Source organism: Paenibacillus assamensis DSM 18201 (assembly GCF_000422445.1).
GTDB lineage: Bacteria > Bacillota > Bacilli > Paenibacillales > Paenibacillaceae > Paenibacillus_B > Paenibacillus_B assamensis.
The window spans coordinates 154612-176286 of sequence record NZ_AULU01000010.1 but is presented as its reverse complement, the minus strand read 5'-3'; the positions used below and the strand labels follow the sequence as shown (position 1 = coordinate 176286).

Here is a 21675-nt window from a genome sequence, read left to right as displayed (position 1 = left end):
TTCTCCCTCCTTAAATGAACTGGTGCGGGTCTATGTTCCACTTTTCTTTGAAGCGATCATAATTCCGTGCAATCAATTGATTCAACTGTTCTTGGCCATGCTCTTTGAAGCTATGACTGCCGTAATGATGAACAAGCGCATCTTCACACACAACCAGTTGAAAGCCGTTCATTTTGGCTCGTAGACAATAATCATCGTCTTCATAGTGACCAGGGCTGAAGCGTTCATCCAAATAACCGACTCGCTCCATAACAGCGCGCTTCATAACGAAACATAACCCCACAACACGCTGTACATGAAGCCATTTGGACGGATCGGGCTTTTGATTCACGCTATAGGCGATATGTTGGAATTGTTCCATTGTATCGTAAGGGTGCTGCACTTGCTGCTTGCCGCTCGCATAATTCGTTACCGGGCCGACAATACCAATCTGCGGTTCTGACATCAGAGCTGCCAACAGCTGATCCAACCAACGGTGAGCGACAATCACGTCATTGTTCAACAAAGCAACAACGTCCCCAGAGCTTAAGCGCATCCCAGCATTACACGCATATGGAAAGCCTGTATTGGACGGCAGAGATATGCAAGTAATCCCTTCCTCTAGACAATACGCTAACGTACGGTCTGTGGAACCGTTATCTACGACAATAATTTCATAGGGTATATGGGTGTATGTCTGGATCGCTTCAATACAGGAACGAAGCAGCTCACAGCGGTTGTAGGTTGGTATAACGATACTTGTTAAAAGAGCTTTTTCTTGCAGGAGAGCCATCATGTATTCCTCCTCCAAGCAATATCTGCGCGGACCGATTGTACGGCATTCAATTCTTCCCGCTTCCAGTTCCACACCGCTTCCAACGCTTCCATATGATCACCGATAATAAGCTGGGCTACTGGATTTCCTACACCGATGTTCGTTGTACGCAAACGATTCTGGGTAATTACGTCGACCGCGCAAGCCGTTTGTACGTGTAAGCCATGCAGCACAGCCAGAGCATGTGCTCTAGGTGGCACATATAATGCTTCATAGCCGATCTTGTCAATTGCTTTTCTGCTTAAGGCGTGAGGAATGGCTGTCAATGAATTCATCGCCAAGTCAGAGCGTCCAAGCTCCTGATTAAGCCACTGCTTGCAGTAACTGATGCCATCCTGCTGTTCAAACTTATCCATGAAAGGTCGTATATCATTTAGTGCCACGTCTACCCCAGAAGCGACACTCCACAAGTAAGCCCCTAGCTGTTCCGCTTCTATTGTAAAGTCACAATCTGTAAATAATACTGCGTCCACTTGCAGCAGCTTAGCCCCAATTGCACGACCTACATCATGGCCAAGCGGTTTATCAAAATGAACTACGATTGCTTCTGGCAATGACTTTCTCGCCAGCTCAAAAGTGCGATCCACAGAACCGTTCACGACGATGACGATCTCATCCAACGGCAACCTAGCAAGCTGCTTCAATGTTGTCTCAATGCTATCCTGTTCGTTATAGGCGCATAGAACCGCACCAAGTCGCATGGTTGTCGGCAGCAGAACAACGTCTCCACCAACACCATTACGAATATCCGCATAGCCCTCAGCATAACTGCGGCCTAGGGCGATTATATCTGCATAACTTGTATGAGCATCTGGGGGAAACGAAACTCCTTCTAATTGCAAAGCCTGACTAAAACGTTGATTCATTTGGCGTGTTAGTTGCAAGGATGACAGCTCTCTATCTTCTTGCCCCCATTGTGTCGCATCTCTATGTCCCGCTTCTCGGAGGAAACGTTTGCTATAAAGCAGTTGGCTTGCTGCAGACCGTGATTGCGAAGAGCCCCCACGATATACTTGCAATTCATCCACTTTGCGTACTGGTTTCATCGTCTTCAGCTTTGATCTAGATTGTCTACTTACAACCGTTCGCTGCACACGCCTTGACGCAAGATGCTCTTTACGGTTCGGACGAGAAGTGTGCCGGGTATGACGTGGTTCAAAGGCTCGCTTATGAGACTTCGACAGAGTTGACTGTGACTTACGCCGCTGCACAGCTCCTCTTCTTCCTCGTTTCCGACTAAATCCGACTCGCCGCCTATAGCGCCGCTCATTTGCTGCTACCTGCATGCTAATCACCTCACTTGCTGCCGCTGCCGATTCAAGTCCGTTAATCCACCCCGATGGTCAGTATTCTCAAGCAACCAACGAACTGCTTGCATATGATCATTGTTCACAACGAGCTTCAATGGATCAGCAGCAGTCGAACGAGCACGGCGCGTATTCAGTTTACCTACAGGAATATACGTACAAGCTTTCACTTTTAATCCCTTTTGCAGAGCGATCGCATGGGCTACAGGTGGTGTAGCAAGATGCTCCACTCCGATTGTGTGCAGAGCACTACGGCTCAGGGCATGTGGTACTGCTGTCATCGACATACCACGCAATTCGGAATGCTGAAGCAGTGCATTCAGTGCATATTTAGCCAATACAACAGGATGTACATCCCTTTTCTGCTGTGGACCAGAATATTGGTTCAGCGCTACATCTGTACCATTCTGTATGGCCTGCACAAATGGTCGTAATTGCTTCGCAGCAAGTACCATATCCCCATCAATAAATAGCAACACCGAACCTCTTGCCACTTCTGCTCCTACCTTACGGCCTACATCGTGTCCAAGCGCTTGCTTGTATCGCAGCACGTTGGCACCCGCACGCTCTGCCAGACGATCCGAGCCATCTGTCGTGCCATTAGAAACAACGATGACCTCCGTGTACGGATGGATCCGTCGGGCTTCTTGAACGACACGATGAATCGTCTTCCTTTCATTTAAAACAGGAATAATAACCGACACAACGGGGGTGCGCTGATGATCTTTGCGTTTATGTGAGGAATTATAAGTGCCCGCTGTTGATAGCAGTGATCGCTTGCTGCTTTTTTTTGCAGCATAACGTACCGAACTCGTACTACTGCGTGAACGACCTGCACGTTTCATTCGACGCTGCTGTGACGCACGTTGTTTTTGTTTGCGTCGCAGCTTCGTTTGGCCATTCCTGCTGCTCCGTTTTCCACGCTTCAATCTAGACATCCTCATCCTCCCTCCTTGCCTTCTCGTGTATCGCTATCCATATTGTATGGTTATATGCGCACGCGGTAACGGCAAGCGTACAGACGGCCTGATTTCCCCAATGTACGCACACAAATAGGCTGGATGTATACATACACCCAGCCTTCGTTCGTTCATTTAACCGATCGCAATCCAAGAGAGCTGTCCTTGAGGCGTCGGGCTTATTCTCGTACGAATGAGCTCCACTACGGCATGCGTAGGGTATTGTTCCTTAAGAACTGCGTAGCAAGAAGGATGATTAGCAGTTACAACGACAACGTATTGATCATCTTCATAAGCTTCATCAAAGGTCAAGTTTACTTCCAAAGTTTCGGCGAAGTTATCGAACGTAAACGCAGATCTACCAAACTGTTGAAGCGGAGCCTTACAAATACCTACAGCGTGAGCAGCTTCGGATGAAATGCCCGCCAATTCCCCGGAAGATTCCAGACCCGCGATTTTTTGCTTCAACGAATCATCCAATTGATTCCAACCTACCGCAAGCGGTGCGATTTGCGTCTTCGTTACACTGCCTTCGGCCAAATGAGTCGTTTGGATAGCACCTTCCGTTAACTTTTCGCCACCCACTGACTGATTAAGCAGTTTTGTTCCACTCAAATCTTCCAAGTTAAGATGCTTAAATTGAATCGCACCTTGTTGAATATGCTCGGCACCGATAGACTGCGGCTGAATGTGTACGCCTATAATTTCTCCGACCCCAACATGCCGGGCTTTGACAGCACAAGGAGATAAATGAGAAGACTGTACCGCCTGAGAAGCGATATGCTCTCCTGCTACTGCTTCAGCTGCGAGATGTGAGTTGGTAATTACGCCTTGCTGAATGTGTCTTCCTGTTACAGTTTCATCAGCTAGATGACGCTCCAAAACGGCGAGATTTTGAATATGCCCATCACTAATGCTGTCCACCGCTATCCGATCTCCATCCACGGCACCCATCGTAATATGATCACGAATAACGGATAGTTCTTGCAAGTGATAAGAGCGGATCGCTCCATCTGTAATGTGCTGCGAAGCCACTGACAATTCTGCAAGATGATCACCTTGCACCGATTCAAGCGCCAGCTTGGATGAAATGATGCTGAAATCAGCAATAGCATCTGTTTCTACAGCTCCAGCTGTTAAATGCTCAGCAAGCACGGAATGATCGGCAATATGTTCCGCCTGAATACTATCAAGTGCTAGATGGGCGGATTGCACCGTTCCCTTAGCGATATGTGCCGCTTGCACACTCCCATGCGCAAGATGCACGGCCAGCACGTTACCATGGGCGATTTGCCCTGCTTGCACACTGCCATGCGCAATGTGACCCGCTTCCACGCTACCATGCGCAAGATGAACGCCTGTCACTGCACTTGGTGCCAACTTGCTTGAACTAACACTGCCTTCTTGTAAATGTTCTTTTGCTATAGCATCAGGCTGAATATGCTGTTTGCTTATGGCATGAACCCGCACATGGTCGGAATGAATCAAGCTAGGAGTAAGATGAGCCGCTTCAATCGACAACGGTCGGATAGCACGTGCAGTAACCGCACCTTCTTGCAAATGATCCGCACTAATAGCAGATGGCGCTACCTGATCTTTCGTTATACTTTGAGGCTGCAAGTGCTCACTCTTCACCGATTGATAAGCGAGATGGCGCTCTTCCACAATTGCATCCTGCAAATGTCCTGCTTCGATTACATAAGGAGCAATATGAGCACCCTGTACAGCCTCCACCGTCATGTGATACTCGCGAATGACACCAGCGGTCAAATGTTCTTGATTAATCGACATCGGCTGAATATGCGATGCTCGAATGACACCCGTACCAACATGATTAGAGCGAATGACTTCATCTGCCAAATGATCCGACTGCACGGCGCAAATAGACAGCTTATCACTCGTGACCGACTTCGGCATTAGTGCACTTGTAGATACCGAATTCTCGCCCAGATGATCCTCACGAATCGAATCAGATGCCAGATGATCCTCGCCTACAGCACCAAATGCAATTTTTTCCGAAGTAATCGCCTGCTGCTGCACATGCTCAGCAGCAACCGCATTCGGTTGAATATGCTTCGCATGTATCGAAGCAGCCTGCAGCTGTTTAGCGCCAATTACTTCATTGGCAAGATGAATGCTCTCTACGGAATGTGGACGAATGGAATGGCTTGTTACCGATCCCTCTTGAAGATGCTCTCCGCTAATTGATAATGGAGAAAGATGATCTGCCATAATACTGAGCGGTCTTACATGCTCACCACCTATGACATGATCTCCAATATGGCGCTCTTCGATCACCCTATCTTGCAAATGAGCAGCTTGAACGCTCTCAGGAGCAATATGAATGCCCTTTACTGCTGTAGCAGCCAGATGTCTTGATGTTACGGCATCCAATTGCAGATGTTCTCCACCAATACTATCCGTCGCAATCTGCTCACTGTCTACCGCGCGATGGGCGATATGTTCTCGAAGCACAGACAGCTCCTGCAAATGCGTTGAACGAATGGCTCCCTCTGTAAGATGAATGGAATGAATGGACGCACCAGCAAGATGGTCCGCTTGAATGGAGCCATGAACCAACTTGTTAGCAGTAATGCTGGCGTCTGCTAACTTCTCCCCGCTAATGGCGCCTTCTGCAATATGCCTGCCCTGTATATTTTCATTCATAATATGGCCACTGCGAATCGAAGTCGGTGCTAGATGTTCCGCATGAACAGATTCAACCGCAAGCTTCGCACGTGTTATTGCTCCGTCAGCTAGTGATTCACCTTGTATACCAAGCGCTTCAATCTGCTTCGATGTAATCGTATGAGCAGTCAAATGTTCGCCAGTAAGCGTACCGTCGAGAATGAAAGAGCCATCTAAACCTTGATCATCTCCACATAGATGCTCCAACTGGAAGACGCCCGGCTTTAAATGTTCTGGACCTATCGCCTGAGGCTGTAAATGCTCAGCGCGAATTTCCCCAGCTCCAATATGATGAGCGTGTATCGTATGCACCGCGAGATGTTCTGACCGTATCGCCTGAGGTGAAACATGATTGCTTTCCACAGCCCCAATGGACAGGTGCTCAGGCAATATCGTATCCGGCGCAACCTTATCGCTTGTAACCGAGTAAGCACCAAGCACATAGGAAGACACTGAACCTTCTGCCAAATGCTTGCCTTGTACAGCCTCCAGCCCAATTTTGCTTGAAGTCACTGCTTGATCTTGAAGATGCAGAGAAGCGATAGCATCAGGCCGTACATGCTCAGCGTCAATACTATTAGGTTGAATATGATCATGGCCCACAGCCGCAGGAGTAAGATGAGTGCTATCAATTGAGGACGGATGAATAGCTCTGGAGGTGACAGCCCCTTCCTGTAAATGCCCTTCCCCAATCACACCTTCTGTGAGATGGGCAGATGCAATGCTGTGAAGCTGAATATGCTCACCTATAACTGAATTCGGCGTGAGATGGTGCTTCTCGATTGCCCCTTCTTTTACATGTCCTGCATGCACAGAATCAGGCCCAATATGGTGACTGTGTATCACTTCTTCTGCTAAGTGATGCCCGTGAACAGCTAGGGCAGCTAAATGCGATGACTGAATGGCTTCGGCTGTTATATGCTCTCCTGCTATCGTATCTGCTTGAATATGCTTGCCAGATACCGCATCAGGTGTAAGATGACGAGCGTTAATCGCTTCATTTTGAATATGCAGGCCAGTAATGCTGTCTATGGCGATTCGGTCACTGTCTACAGCTCGATGAGCAATTTTTTCACGGACAACGGAAGACTCTAGTAGATGATTCGAATGAATCGCTTCATCCACAATGTGCTGAGACCATACAGCCATATCAGCCAAATGACTCGAACGAACTGCACCAGCAGCTAACTTCGCGGAACTGACACTCAAATCTGCAAGGGCATCGGTGTCTACCGACCCTTTTGCAAGATGTTCATTTTGCACACTAGCATCTGCAAGGTGATCCCCCCGAACTGAAGAAGGCGCAAGATGCTCGGAATGAACAGCTTCCTGTGAAATATTTTCTCGCGTCACCGCTCCAATCGCAAGGGACTCTGATTCAATGCCGTAAGGTTCGATCTGCTCGGATGTAATCGTATGATCTGCCAACTGCTGATATGAAATGGAACGATCTTGAATGTGGCTGCCATCCCATTTCTCCGTAAATAAATGCTCTAGCTGGAATACACCTGGCTTCAAATGCTCCGGCCCTATCGACATCGGGCGCATATGCTCGGCTCCAATTTCACCAGCCTGAATATGTTGAGCTAGGACAGATTGTGACGCAAGATGAGCTGACTTCACAACCTGAGAAGCAAGATGCTCTTCCTGTATCGATTGAGGGGCAATATGCTCAGATACGATCCCTCCAAGCGATATCTTTTCCCCGGTTACAGCACCAGGGGCAATGGCAGATGATGACACTGCTGACTCTGCAAGCAGATCACCACGAATTGCACCGCGAGCAATCTTTTCAGCTGTCACTGCTCCTGCTGACAGCTTTGTTTGTGTAATGGCCTCATCATGAAGATGCTCAGACATAACCGCGAAGGATTGTAAATGATGCGGCCCTATCGCCTGAACTTCAATATGATCGCCGCGGACTGCCCCATTTGCAATATGGGAAGAATCTACCGCTTGTGCTCGCAGCGTGCGAGAATTGACAACGCCGCTGCCTAGATGCTCAGAGAGAACAGATTCGTTTCGCAAATGAGAAGAATGAATCGATTCTGAAGCAATTTTCAATCCGGTTATAGCGCCGTTCGCAATTTTTTCGTTATCTACGCTATTCGGCTGTAGCATTGCCGTTTGGATCGCTTCATCTTGTATATGCTCGGCACCAACTGATTTCAGTGCAAGCTTTTTGCTATGAACAGCACGATTTTGCAGTTTCTCTGACCCTATCGACTCATCCACGATATGTTCCGTACGGATCGAAGACTGCTGGATATGAGAAGAAGCAACTGATTTCTCTTGCAAATGTTGAGCTGCGACAGCACCCTCTTGAATATGATCTGCATGAACAGATTGAGATAAAAGCTGCCTAGACCCGATAGCTCCTTCAGCAACATGCTCAGCGCATACTGCTTCTGGCACGATATGCATGGCATTAACAGCGCCTCTGCCAAGCTGCTCCGAACCAACGCTGTGCTGGCTCAGCTTATCACTCGTTACAGCTCCATCCTCAATCAAAGCGGAATGAATCGCTTGGGGCTGAATATGGGCGCTTGCTACAGCTCCTACAGATAAGCTGTCGCTTCCTACAGAACCAGGCCGCAGCTTATCACTCGTAATCACGTAATCAGCCAAGTGCTCCGTCTGGATGAGACCACGCTGCAAATGCTCACTTTGAACAGAGGCTTCTGCTAAATGATGATGATTGATTTCACCTTCGCCTATATGCTGAGTACGGATCGCAAAGTCTGCAATGTGGCGAGATTCAACTACACTATTGCCGATAACCTCAGACTGAATGGCCTGATTCATCAAGTGCGAGCTGCTGATCGTGCGTTTGCCGATTTTTTCTCCATTTACACTACCATCAGCTAGCTTTTCTGCAATAATACTGTTATCTTGCAGCATATAGGAGCTTATCGCATAAGGCTCTATGTGTTCGCTGCGAATCGACTTCGGTGCAATTTTGTCACTTGTAATCGCATGCTCACTCAATTTCTCTGTTGTAACTACTTCATCTTGCAGATGCTCGCTTTGAATAATGCCTTCACCAAGATGTCTAGAAACAATAGACATTGGCTGCAAATGCTCGCTTGTAATCTCTAGTGCACCAATGTGCTCGCCTTCGACAGCACCTTTACTAATATGATGGGTCTCGATTGTGCTCTCTTCGATATGGGCTCCACTAACCACCTTCTCAGCAAGCTTGCTCCTACTTACAGCTCCATCAGCAAGCTTTGTACCATCTATCGCACCATCCTTGATCATATCTGAACGAATCGAATTGGATTGAATATGAGACTCTTCGATAATTTGCTCATGCAGATGGTGCGGAAGTACAACGCCCTCGGTTAAATGTTCCGATGTCACAATGCCTGCCTTCAAATGGCGTGCATCAATGAGTTCCGATTGCAGATGAATCGAGCCAATCGCTGAACCTTGAATATGCTCCGCATGTACAGCTCCCAAAGCAATATGCTGACGTGCAACACTACCTGGCTCCAACTGATCGGTTCCTACTGCCTGAGGGGTTAAATGAATACGATGAATAGACTGCTCTTCAATAGCTTCTGCTTTGATAGACTTCGGAGCATGATGTCTGGCTTCAATTTGTCCGGCTGCGATATGATGGTTCTGAATGGCGTCACGCTGAATCTGTGCGGTAGCAATAGCATCGGATTGGATATGTTCGGTAGCTATGGACTCTGCTTGAACATGTTCACTTCCAATAGCATGCTCTGCTACATGTCTGCTCGCAATTGCCTGATCTGCAACATGTTCCGTCTTTACGGCTTCTTGCTGAATGTGAATGGACTGAATTGCCTCTTCAACGATATGCCCACTCGTAATCCCTTGCGGTTTCAGCTTGCTTCCAGCAATGCTTTGGTCAGGCCATTGCTCTCCACTTAAAATATCAGATGCAAGATGCGATGTATTAATACTGCCCTTTTTAATGTGATAGCCTTGAATGGCATCCACTCTGACATGCTTGCCGGAAATCGTTTCTAATGCGATGTGCTTGCTGAGCACCGCATTGGCACTAATCTTATCCGAAGTAATGCTGTTATCTTGTATAATATCTGCGGATACGGATTGCGACTGCAAATGCTGTTCGCCAATCAGTTGTTCTGTCAAATGGCTCTGCTGAATAGAGCCAGGTCCAATATGATGATCCTGCACCGCCTGATCTTTTAAATGCGTTGAAGAAATGCTGCCTTCACGAATATGGGACTCGCTAACGCTGTCGAGCTGCAATTGCGCAGCACCTACACTGCCTTCCGCTAATTGCTGCTCAGTAACTGCCTGCAATTGAATATGAGCGCTACTCACACTGTTAAGCTGCAAATGCCCGCTGCTAATGGATTCATCCGCAATATGTGGAGAACGAACACTGCCAATCGCCAATTGTTTCGAGAGAATACTTTGTGGAGCAATCTTCTCCGTCGTTATCGCTTCTGAAGCAATATTATGCTCCGCTACAGCTTCTGCTTGCAAATGCTCTGTAGAGATAATGCCTTCAGCCAAGTGACAGGATTGAATAGCATGATTGCTTATAATGTCACCCGTAACTGCACCATCAATAAGATGAGCCGTTTCAATACTGTCTGCGGCAATTTTATCTCCCGTCACACTTTGCTGGGCGATCTTGCTTGCCGTTACCGCCATGTCGCTAATTTTATCTGTAGAGACACTTTCCGGCGATAACTTGAGCGAAGTGACGACGTAGTCTGCTAAATGATGAGAGAATACAACACCAGGACCAATATGACGATCGCGGATGACTTGAGTCATCAACTTCTCGCTCGAAATACTTTCATTTCTTAACATGCCAGTATCAATGGTTTGGGCACGAATATGACTAGAATGGATAGCGTCAGGTGCAATGTGTGTATCGAGGATGGAACCGGATGCGATTGCTTGTGAGGTGACAGAGCTCTGCTGCAAGTGGCGTGATTGTACACTGTCGTCGGCTAACTTGGCGGATGTTACGCTCCAATCTGCAAGCTTGTTGCGAGTGACAACGGCATCGGTTAAATGTTCGGATACGATAGCGCTGGTCGCAATTTGGGGAGTATGAATAGCACTGTCTTGAATATGTTCGGTAGCTACGGCACGCTTATCCATATGATGCGATTGTACCGCTTCAGGAGCAAGAATGTAGGATGTAACTGCGCCATCACTCAAATGACGTTCATCGATGGACTCATTTTTAATATGCTCACGCCGTATACTATCATGGCTTATATGTTGGCTTTCTACTGCAGCAGGTGCAATATGTGAACCTTCTATCGATTGTCTCGCAATATGACGAGATTGAATGGCCTCTTCCGCGATTTTGGACGGGACGATACTTTGATCGGCTATTTTGGATGATGTAATTGCTTGTTCTACAAGCTTGATCGTCGTAACCGCTTGATCGGCTAATTTGCCGGAAGTAATCGCATGGTCTGACAAGTTCCAACTTTGAATTTCACCTTGGCCGATATGTTCTTGGCGAATCGCATACTCTTGCAGGTGTTGAGATTGGATCGCACCAACTGAGATATGCTGTCCTTGCACGGCGTTTTTTTGGATATTTTGCGCACTGACTGCCCCTGCAGCCAAATGCTCCGTTAGCACTTGCTCTTCCGCAATATGACGGCTTTCTACCGTATGATCGGCAATCGCACTGCCGGACACACTGTTATTCGATAAATGTTCCTTGCTAATACTCCCTAGCGCAAGCTTCTCCGCGGTTACTGCACCATTTCTTAACTTAGATGTCGTAACGGCTTCTTCCCCAAGCTTGGAAGTATCCACGCTCTCGTTAGCAAGATTCTCGGTATGAATCGAGCCGCTTCGAATTTTATCTGCGGTGATGGAATGATCTTGAATCAATTCATTTGAAATAATGAGCGCCCGCAAATGTTTCGTATCGATTGAACCTTCTGCAATCTTAGAGGAATCAATCGTTTTATCTGCTAATTTCTCAGATGTTATGCTGCCGTCACGGATCTTCTCACCTGTAATCGAACGATCCCGAATTTTTCCGCCAGATATAGCATTGCGAATCAGATGTTCACCTGCGATCGATTCTAGTGCAAGCTTTGATCCCGTCACTGCACCATCTGCTATTTTGATCGCATTTATCGCATAATCGCGAATTGTATCCGTGTCAACGCTCTCGCGTTTCAGCTTGCTGCCATCGATGGCGTGAGGCGCTATTTTCTCCGTGGTTACCGCTTCAGCTGCGATGTCATCTGTGTATATAAATGCTTTAGACCGTTGAGATCCCCGCTTCTCCGCAATCCACTGCTCTTTATTCGCAGTTTGCCGTTCCTCTTGCATAGAAGTGGTCGATTGCTGCTTATCCTCTTGTGCGGATGTCGCCTTTTTACGTGTTCCTTTGTCATCCGACTCTACTTCCTGAGCAGGCGACGAAGCCGATGCAGATTGGTGCTTCTCTGCTCCAGAAATTACGTCTGCCGAATCATCTTCCTGAGCAGCCTGCTCTGATTCTCTGCGTCTTGAACGTTCTTGATATCGATCCTGCGAGCGCTTCTGGGATCGAGTTTGTTCTGAGCGGCTGGAAGCTGGGGGAGATGCTTCTTCCTCTTCCGATGCCTCTCGTCTTCCTCTCCGTTCATTACGATCAGGACGTTCATGACGCTCTCTCCGATCCCCAACTCTCCCTGCTTCCCGAGATGGAACTTCCGATTCATGTTCTCCTGCTTCAAACTCATGCTCATCAGCTAATTGAGCTCTCCTCCCATGCTCAGGCTGCTCAGCTGTGTCTTGAAGGGATGCAGCAGAATCCGTCTCCGTCCCTTCTAATTCACCTTCCTCAAAAACATGCTCACTTCCTTCAGCATAATCCTCCAATTCAAATATATCCGATGAATGGCGACCTGACTTTACAACGAAACCGTCTTCCTGATCTTCCATCAAATCGATCTCATCCAACTCTGAAGACATATGTGGCAATTCGGCCAAAGCGTTGAGCTTTGCCTGCTTATGTCTCGTGTCATGCCCTTTTTTCTTCATCATCTTATCCAACATACCAAGCTCCGATGTATGTGGATTATCAACGTAATAGAGTGGTTTCTTTGGCTTCTGGGCAGTAGGTTGAAGAGGTCGTGTTATTTTCTTCTTCTTCATGAGTTCTCTCCTTTCTTGCGGGCTGCAGTCTAAGCCTAGGGTATCATATGCGGGCTGGTGTACCGCTGTCACTTGCTCGAACCTCATTCATCCACCGATCTGCTGTATGCTCCCATGTAAAAAATTGTTCAACACGCCGCACACCTGCACGCCCTAGTCGTTCTCGAAGCTCAGCGTTCTCCAATAATCGAGTAATAGCACTGCCTAATTGCAACTTTAACTGGGTAGGCGATACTAAAATTCCTGTCTCTTCATTTAGAATTACCTCTTGAATTCCGCCCGCCCGTGAAGCAACAATGGGTACGCCTGTTGCCATCGCTTCCACATTTACGAGACCAAATGCTTCCTTATCGACAGAGGGTACAACGACAACATCAGCCATCGCATACCACTTCGGAACATCTTCATGCTGTACATAAGGGATAAACCGAACATGATTAGGATAACGACTCCCCCACTGCTCTAGCTTGCGCACATATTTCGTCTTGCGGGTTGAGCCATAGAAAGCGCTGCCTACTACAACAAACATCGTATTTGGATGCTTCTCTACTAATTGTGGAATAGCTTGTAAAAAATAATGAACCCCTTTTAATGGAATAAGACGGCCAACGTACATGACCACTTGCTTATGCTCCCAGCCGTTTAATCGCTTGCCTTCGACATGTGCTGCAGCCCCCTCTAAGCTCCAACGCGACTTGAACCGTTTTATATCAACGCCAAGCGGGTTGATAATCATTCGAGCAGCGCATGATGGAACCAATGCGGCTACTTGACGGTATAAATAGTGACTGTTGACCCAAATCCGCTCCACTTTCTGTAACATCCCTGCCAGCACATGTCTCGGTACATATTTCGACGAAATAAACGTCAGCGAATGCAGATTCAGCCATATTCGTGCATGAGGAAATGCACGCTGAAGCATGCGTACAAAACGAGGCCTATTTTCAATTTGAATAATATCCGGCTTATAAGAACGAAGTTGGCGTATCACTTGCTTTACATACGCTCGGCCGCCTGATGATGAAACTCGCACGCAAGGCACCTCTCCCACATAGCCATATGAACTTTGCCCCGGCCAACGCCTGCTATAGATAATCGCCTTCATCGAAGATTGAGATAAACTGACTACATGCTCAACGACTCGCTCAACTGAACTACTGGAACCTGATGGTATAGGGAAAGTACCCGGTGTAATGATCGCTACTCGTGGAATCCGCACAGCACACCTCCTTTCCTTAACAATGTTCATATCGCTCATCTGCACAAGCCCAAACAAACTTATTCCTGCATGCATACAATGGATTCGGAAAGCTTACATAACGATTATCCGAGTGAGGTGCATTGTCTATGTCCAACAGCTCCATGTATAAACGTATCGGTATATTGTTCAATGATCGTATGCTTCGCGGCGTTGCTGTTGGCAAGACAGGGCAAGAGAAGTTAGCATGGTATGAGGAAGCGGCCTCCCGGCATGAGGTTATCCCTGTCTACTTTCGCCTTGAAGACGTAGATATGCATTCTATGCAGGTAAAAGCCTATATGCGCCAAGGCAAGCATTATGTTTCTCGCAAAATTGCGCTGCCTCGTGTTATTCATAATCGTGCCATTTATACAAATCCCCGCTATGATCGAAAGATTCAATCTATCATTGATCGCGGCTACATCTTATACAATCAAGTGAATCGCTACGGAAAAATGACGATTCATGAAATACTTCGTAAAGACCCCTATCTCTATCCATTCCTCCCTGAGACTGAGATTGCTTCGGAAGAAACGATCCATACGCTTATGAAACGACATCATTCGCTCATTTTGAAACCGAACAATAGTAGTGTTGGGAAAGGCATTATGAAAATGGAACGCACCTCACGCGGCTGGCAGGCTACTTATCCGACTACCCCACGATTGGGTAAACAACGCTGGCAGCAGCAGCGCACGACAGGAGATGTTATCCCACAGGTTATTCTCAATCGGATTCGCAAAACGAAATCCACGTATCTCGTTCAACAAACTTTGCCTTTATCCAAATACGGCGGAAGACCATTCGATCTACGTGTCTCTGTACAGAAGTGTTCAGACCGCAACTGGAAAATAACTGGTGTCGTCGGCAAAGTCGCTCCTACCACTACTTTTGTAACGAACGTAGCCCAAGGAGGAGCCGTCGTCCCTTTCGAGCAGCTAGTCGGATCGTCACTTCCTGCCTTCACGGCAGACGTTCTATTCAATCGTGTATCCAACTTTTCGCTTCATATCGCTCATGTGCTTGCCGATACGCTTCCGAACGTCGCTGATTTGGGACTCGATATTGGTATATCCCCTGATGGTTGTCCGCTGTTTATTGAGTGCAATGGCCGTGATCAGCGCTATAGCTTTAAAGAAGCCAAGCTGATTCAATTATGGAAAAATACGTATGAGAACCCTATTGCATATGGAGCCAGCCTGCTCCAATCGTCCTCTTCTTCTTCCTAAATGATCGACTGATTCAGCTCCTCAACTTAGGAATGCCAGATCCGTTATTGAAAAATAAAGCGTTCTATGTCAAGATAGTCGAAAGGAAGCGACAGTTTCCATGATGACTACGGACGCCTATTGAGGCGCCCAACAATATAGGTGATAACAAATGATGATGAAGCGATTGTTGCGTCTGCTAACGGAGCTGTCATCCCGCAAATGGGTGTCACAAGCAGCAGGGTCGTTTGCCAACTCTCAAGCTAGCCGCCGTCTTATTCCGAGATTCGCCAAGTCGTACGGAATTAACGTGGAAGAAGCAGAGAAAGCTATGCACGAGTATGCGACGTTGAATGATTTTTTCACAAGAAAGCTAAAGCCAGGCATGCGCCCGCTCGTACAGGAGACCGACAGATTGCTGAGTCCTGTTGACGCGCTTATTACCGGAATGGGCACGATCAAAGAAGGTGTTATTCTTAATGTCAAGGGACAAGACTACACCTTGGAGGAACTACTGCATCAGTCTCCTCATGCACAGAAGTACAAGAACGGATATTTCTTCGTTCTTTACTTGAGCCCTACCGATTACCATCGGATCCATGCCCCTGTAACAGGCACAACTGTCGAAAGTGAGCATGTACCAGGTAAAGTTTATCCTGTAAACGACTTTGGTCTGCGCCATATGCCGAGAGTACTTAGTCGCAATGAGCGTCTGATTACGTATATTCGCCATGAACAGGGCGAGGTATCTGTCGTTAAGGTCGGAGCATTAAATGTAAGCAGCATTCGTTATACGAACGATGCCGTGCTTCCTGCTTATGAGCGTGGACAAGATATGGCATATTTTGAATTCGGTTCTACGATCGTTCTGCTTACAGAGAACGGCACCTTCTCGCCTAGTGCTGATTTAGAGCTTGGTTCACGCGTAAGGATGGGGGAATCACTAGGTACCCTTCATACCAAGTCAGCGAAACGACCGCTAAACTAATTAGCCATCTGTCAGAACGAAACAAGCAAAAAAGCATCCCGCAATACGATACAAATCGTACATGGGATGCTTTTTTGCTTGCCTATTCAGGTTCAGAATCTGTATATTCGTTACCCTTTTGTTCTTCCCCAACAATGAAACTCCAAGTCGCGAACGCGGTTCAACAAATCTTCGAGCTGCTGAGCTTGTGCGGGGCTTGCAGAGTTTGCTGAGCTTGGCACAGGAGCACTAATATTCGCAGGATGCGCCGACTGATTCAATTTACGCTTCAATTCTTTATTTTCTTTCTCAAGATCCGCAATTACATGTTCAAATGCTTGATAATCTTTAATAATTTGGTCCAAAAATAGATTGACCTCATCTGAGTCGTAACCGCGCATGCGAGAAGAAAATTCTTTGCCATGAACTTCGATTGCGGTTAACAGAATGCCATACTCTTTTAAATTGGTTTGATTGGACAAATTAATCCCCTCTTTAACTATAAAGTTATGTACGCTTATTTTATCATAGAAAGAGGCTGTATTTCATTCCTCATACCAGCAGCTGCTTCCACAGTGCCTTAATATGTACGCACAATCGTGTAAAAAGTATCACCGGCTTCGCTATCTTATTTCAGAAGGACTTCTTCCCGTATATTGCTTGAACTGCCTACTAAAGAAGAAGATATCTCGATAGCCCAAGGCGTCAGCTACCTCCGTCACATTCATGCCTGCATGATGAAGCAAATGCTCAGCCCGCTCAATACGTGAACGAATAATATAATTTTGCACAGACACACCAATGAGCTCTTTAAATTTCACAGAGAAGTAACGCGGTGACAGCTGTGCCCGCTTGGCTAAATCTTCGATCCGATGAGAAAGTCCTGGATTTTGCCGAATATAGTTAGCAACCTCGTGAACAGACGTCGTTAACTGCTGGCTCAATTTACGCTCTTGTGGTTCTTCACACTCTTCCCGCAGCAGATATATCATAAGCTGCTTCAATACAAGCTGTGTTTCCACCTCAGCTCCAAAGGGCTGCGTCACATGCAATCGAACGAATCGTGCCAGCAAATGTTCAAAGTCTACCGTCTCCGTTAGCTGTCGATATGGCTTCGGTATCTCCGTGACACCAGCATCAATATTAAAATGAATGTAGGTAAGCGTTAATGGCTTCTGCGGATGATGTGTTGCACTCGTATGATCGCCAGGTCTGAATAAGAAGCAGCTTCCCTTACTCACTTCATAAGGTTGATCATTGAGCACGACTTGTCCTTCTCCACTCCAAACATAGAATAAGTCGAAGTTTTCCAGCGGCTTCTCCCGCTTTAGCCATTTCCAATTCGGCTCACAAGTAATTTTAGCAATTCCTGGCTTAAGTACATAAGAAGTCGCTGATGCGTGCAGCAATCTGTATACTCCCCTTTCCGTGCTTATACGAATTCTATTTCATTTATATAAGCATAAGCTTTTTTCCTGCTCATTTCGATAATTAATTACATGTTTTCCTCATTGCTTTTGTACAAGTTCTTCTTTTTCGAAATAACGCCAAATAAATATCCACCCTTTTCCAACGCAACGATGACGATCTCTCCTACGAGTGCTATAATAAAGGCATTGTGTAACCGATTATTATGGACGCTGGAAGGATGAAGATGATGAACCCACTAGCTCAACAATTGAATGAATCTATTCGTCAAGAAAATGAACACGTGTACAGCATGTTATCCCGCCTTGGACAGCTCATTTATTTCCCTAAAGAGGGAATTTTGAACCAGTCGGCTGAAGCCTCTGCTAAAGCGAAAAAATTCAATGCTACAATCGGTATTGCAACAGAAGGCAAAGGACCTATGCATCTAAAAGTCATCCAAGATCAATTATCCGCCTTTGAACCAAAAGATCTTTATCCGTATGCCCCTCCTGCTGGAAAGCCTGAGCTGCGCAGCATTTGGAAGGAAAAGATTTTTAAAGAAACACCTTCTTTGGAAGGGAAGCTTATTAGTAATCCTATCGTAACAAATGCGTTGACGCATGGCTTAAGCATCGTTGCAGACTTATTTGCAGATGAAGATGATATCGTCGTTATGCCTGATAAGAACTGGGAGAACTATGAGCTGACTTTCAATATTCGTCGTGGTGCACAAATCGCTTACTACCCTTTATATAATGACGAAATGAAATTCAATAGTGAAGGTCTTCGTCAGGTGCTTCAAGCTCATAGCAGCAAAGGAAAAGCAATTATTTTGCTTAACTTCCCGAACAATCCGACAGGATATACACCTGGAGCAGAAGAAGCGCAAGCAATTGTTTCTGTTATTAAAGAAGCAGCAGAGAACGGAATGAAGCTTGTCGTCGTTTCAGACGATGCTTACTATGGCTTGTTCTTTGAAGATTCCGTGCAAGAATCTCTATTCGGGGCATTCGCATCTCTGCATCCAAATGTGCTTGCCGTGAAGGTAGATGGCGCAACGAAAGAAGAATATGTATGGGGCTTCCGTGTCGGGTTCATCACCTATGCATCCACTTCTGAGAAACTGCTTGCCGCCTTGGAGCAGAAGACGATGGGCATTATTCGTTCGACCATTTCGAGCGGCCCTCATCCTTCTCAAACCTTCGTGCTTAAGGCGCTACAGTCACCTGCCTATGCAGAACAGAAGATAGAAAAGTTCAACATCATGAAAGCTCGTGCGAATGTCGTCAAATCATTGCTTGATAGCGGGAAATATGAAGGAGCTTGGACCTATTATCCTTTCAACTCCGGCTACTTTATGTGCTTGCGTCTAAGCAAGGTGTCTGCTGAAGATTTACGTGTCCATTTGCTGGAGCAGTATGGCATCGGTACGATCGCTTTAGGTGAGACGGATTTGCGCGTTGCGTTCTCTTGTATTGAAGAAGAGCATCTGCCTGAGCTGTTTGATACGATCTATCAAGGCGTGCTAGATCTGACCTCATCGAAAGTGAGCAAATAATATCGATATGAACACCTATGAGCAGACATTGGGCAGCGTCACTGGAAATTGATTCATGAACATCTAAGCGGGATGCCTAAAAAATCCTGATTAGGTCTTTCCTGTCATTCTCGATACATGGATGTAATCGAAAAATAAATATTCCATACAAAAAGCCGGGGCACAAGCTACTACCGATAGTCGGTAAAGAAGCTTGTACATCCGGCTTTTTTCTATTAGTCGTCATCATCTTCATCCTGCAGCTTGGAGCGTCCACGAGACCAACGGGTGGATGCTACAATCACAGCCGCAAGCCCTACCGCTGCCAGTCTATACATGATGGAAGTAGCGCCTACGATAACAGGCACAAGCAGAATAAGCGCAGATAGGAAATGAAAAGCAGTACTATAGGTTAAAGCTGCATCTTTCTTCGCCTTAGGTGACAATGGATATAGTTGATACCAAACATCATGCTTGTGAAGTTGGAACAGGGTCCGGTTTTGCGCGCCGATGGCTACAAGGAATAGCAGCAACAGCAATCCGTTCCAAGGTGTATCTTTCGCAAATGTGATAAGCAGCGTCCCAATTATCGTTAAACGCATCCATATCCCCAACCATTCACTGCGTATAATCGTCTTGGCCAACATATAGTGGTACGCATAGGGTTGACGGAACGAATAACGATTCCCAAGCCAGCTCAGCCAAGGTCGTGCATATCTTCGCTCGTCCATGGCAGGCAAATCTACAAAGCTGCTTAAAAATTGCTGAATTCGCTGTTGATGAACACGTTCGGCCTCCATATGGGCATCCCAAGCAAAAGTTAAAACAGGAACATGACGGAGTGCTAGCAAATAAACAATGCCAATCACACCCGAGAACAGCCCTGCGGCGGGGATCGGAAACCATAACCAAGCCCAGATAAATAGGACACATACAATTTTGCGTGACCAGTCAAGCCAAAACAGAGAATCTTTATCTGTCACATGACGCTCTACCCATACGCCATAGGCTACGACCAGCTTCAATATGAACAGCACGATAAGCATCAACAAATAAGGCTTAGGTGACACATCCACCCGCTGATATAACGGCCAAATGACTGTCCATACAGCTGCCGTCAGCAGCAAACGTGGAATAAGGCTGTATCGGACGCTTCGTCTTAAGTACGGCTGCATGTTATGTGCAATACGCAGGAAAAATACACGATCTGCTTCTACGATAAAGGTTCGATACGTCATTTGAACAAGCGTAGACACTAAAATAACTAACGCCAATAGGCGAACAGGAAAATCTGCTGGCACACGCTCCAAATAAGATGCATATAAGGCTGTTCCTACAACAAATAAAAAAGCGACCATAAATCCAAAACCGCTTCGTATTACATACCCTATGTAAGGAATAATGGACAGCCAATAAGATGAGACTCGATCCGCCCATAACTTTTCTGGATATATCCACTTTCGCACCTCAGCTTGCTCGTATGAGCTTCGAGAGCCATCCGCTGAACGCTCCACACTATCTCTCATCAGGAACCTCCGACGATACGCTAACATCCTCGACCCAAGCATAGAACGCATCCTCTAGACGAGCTTGCTCTGACATCGCTCCCCCTCGAGTCTCAAGACCCAATTTCAATTGCCGCGATGTACCGTCAATAAGTACCTTGCCATGATGAAGCAGGACGAAGCGATCGCAATATTGCTCAATGGTAGAAAGGATATGCGAGCTAACAAGCAAAGAAGCCCCTTCTTCCTTTAATCGTTTCATATATTGAAGCAGCGAGCGAATACCGAGCGGATCCAACCCAAGAAAAGGCTCATCAATAATGTAAAGGGGAGGACGTGCGATAAATGCACACATCAGCATCGTCTTCTGCTTCATTCCCTTAGATAAATGCTGCGCAGCCTTATGTAAATGAGCTTCCATATGGAACAGCTTCGCAAGCTCATCCACTCGCTCTTCAAATTGTTGTTCACTTACGCCATATGCAGTTGCAGACCATACCAAATGCTCATACACGGTTAACGCATCGTACATGAGCGGTGATTCCGGCACATATGCCATCGATGAACGATATGCCTCTGCTCCATTGCTAAGCTGCTTTCCATTGACTAGCACCTGTCCCTGCTGCGGATCAAGCAAGCCTAATATATGTTTCATCGTCGTACTTTTCCCTGCTCCGTTCAAGCCGATCAAGCCAACCATTTCACCAGGTTTCACAGCGAACGATACTTGATGCAATACAGGTCTACCAATGCTGTATCCACCAGTTAATTGACTCACTTCTAATAAAGGATTCATCTTCCATTCACCTCTCTATTCCATTATATCGAATCTGCCAGTTAGAAGCGAATAAACAGAGCACGCCCAATCAGCTTATTATATAAGCCGCTGGACGCGCTCAATATCGTGCT

General features: G+C 46.6%; 12 protein-coding genes. 3 read left to right on the top strand and 9 right to left on the bottom strand.

Annotation, left to right across the window (positions count from 1 at the left end; genetic code table 11):
• Positions 1-10: 10 nt before the first annotated feature.
• The 5 genes from H580_RS0106835 to H580_RS0106815 form a co-directional block, all read right to left on the bottom strand.
• Entirely contained in the window at positions 11-775 is a 765-nt protein-coding gene (locus H580_RS0106835; protein WP_245583509.1) for a glycosyltransferase family 2 protein, read from the bottom strand.
• A complete protein-coding gene (locus tag H580_RS0106830; protein WP_051217300.1) occupies positions 772-2100 on the bottom strand; it encodes a glycosyltransferase family 2 protein in 1329 nt (442 codons plus the stop codon). The genes H580_RS0106835 and H580_RS0106830 overlap by 4 nt, the downstream gene beginning before the upstream one ends.
• A 5-nt stretch (positions 2101-2105) precedes the next feature.
• Positions 2106-3059: a glycosyltransferase family 2 protein gene (locus H580_RS23590; RefSeq protein WP_028594115.1), complete on the bottom strand. Its 954-nt coding sequence runs from the start codon at positions 3057-3059 to the stop codon at positions 2106-2108.
• 156 nt (positions 3060-3215) lie between these two features.
• Positions 3216-12899, bottom strand: coding sequence for a WIAG-tail domain (locus H580_RS0106820; protein WP_028594114.1), 9684 nt, complete (start codon positions 12897-12899; stop codon positions 3216-3218).
• 43 nt (positions 12900-12942) lie between these two features.
• On the bottom strand, positions 12943-14118 hold the full coding sequence (locus H580_RS0106815) for a glycosyltransferase family 4 protein (protein WP_028594113.1): 1176 nt from the start codon (positions 14116-14118) through the stop codon (positions 12943-12945).
• A 128-nt stretch (positions 14119-14246) separates the two neighbouring features.
• Here H580_RS0106815 and H580_RS0106810 point away from each other — a divergent pair, with 128 nt between their 5' ends.
• Together H580_RS0106810 and asd are read left to right on the top strand one after the other, a co-directional pair.
• Entirely contained in the window at positions 14247-15368 is a 1122-nt protein-coding gene (locus H580_RS0106810; protein ID WP_028594112.1) for a YheC/YheD family endospore coat-associated protein, read from the top strand.
• A 154-nt stretch (positions 15369-15522) separates the two neighbouring features.
• Positions 15523-16335 (top strand): archaetidylserine decarboxylase, encoded by an 813-nt coding sequence (gene asd, locus H580_RS0106805; protein WP_028594111.1) that lies wholly within the window; start codon positions 15523-15525, stop codon positions 16333-16335.
• A gap of 110 nt (positions 16336-16445) precedes the next feature.
• On the opposite strand, the gene H580_RS23585 is transcribed toward asd, so the two are convergent.
• Both H580_RS23585 and H580_RS0106795 read right to left on the bottom strand, forming a co-directional pair.
• Complete coding sequence (locus H580_RS23585) at positions 16446-16796, bottom strand: DivIVA domain-containing protein (RefSeq protein WP_051217299.1); 351 nt, start codon at positions 16794-16796, stop codon at positions 16446-16448.
• A gap of 141 nt (positions 16797-16937) precedes the next feature.
• The gene (locus H580_RS0106795) at positions 16938-17723 is read right to left on the bottom strand and encodes a helix-turn-helix domain-containing protein (protein ID WP_028594110.1); all 786 of its coding nucleotides are present in this window, start codon (positions 17721-17723) and stop codon (positions 16938-16940) included.
• Between the two features lie 248 nt (positions 17724-17971).
• Here H580_RS0106795 and H580_RS0106790 point away from each other — a divergent pair, with 248 nt between their 5' ends.
• Positions 17972-19282, top strand: a complete 1311-nt coding sequence (locus H580_RS0106790) for an aminotransferase class I/II-fold pyridoxal phosphate-dependent enzyme (protein WP_028594109.1) — start codon at positions 17972-17974, stop codon at positions 19280-19282.
• Between the two features lie 215 nt (positions 19283-19497).
• Here H580_RS0106790 and H580_RS0106785 read toward each other — a convergent pair whose 3' ends face one another.
• Together H580_RS0106785 and H580_RS0106780 are read right to left on the bottom strand one after the other, a co-directional pair.
• Entirely contained in the window at positions 19498-20787 is a 1290-nt protein-coding gene (locus H580_RS0106785; RefSeq protein WP_051217298.1) for an ABC transporter permease, read from the bottom strand.
• On the bottom strand, positions 20777-21562 hold the full coding sequence (locus H580_RS0106780; RefSeq protein ID WP_028594107.1) for an ABC transporter ATP-binding protein: 786 nt from the start codon (positions 21560-21562) through the stop codon (positions 20777-20779). The genes H580_RS0106785 and H580_RS0106780 overlap by 11 nt, the downstream gene beginning before the upstream one ends.
• Positions 21563-21675: the final 113 nt, after the last annotated feature.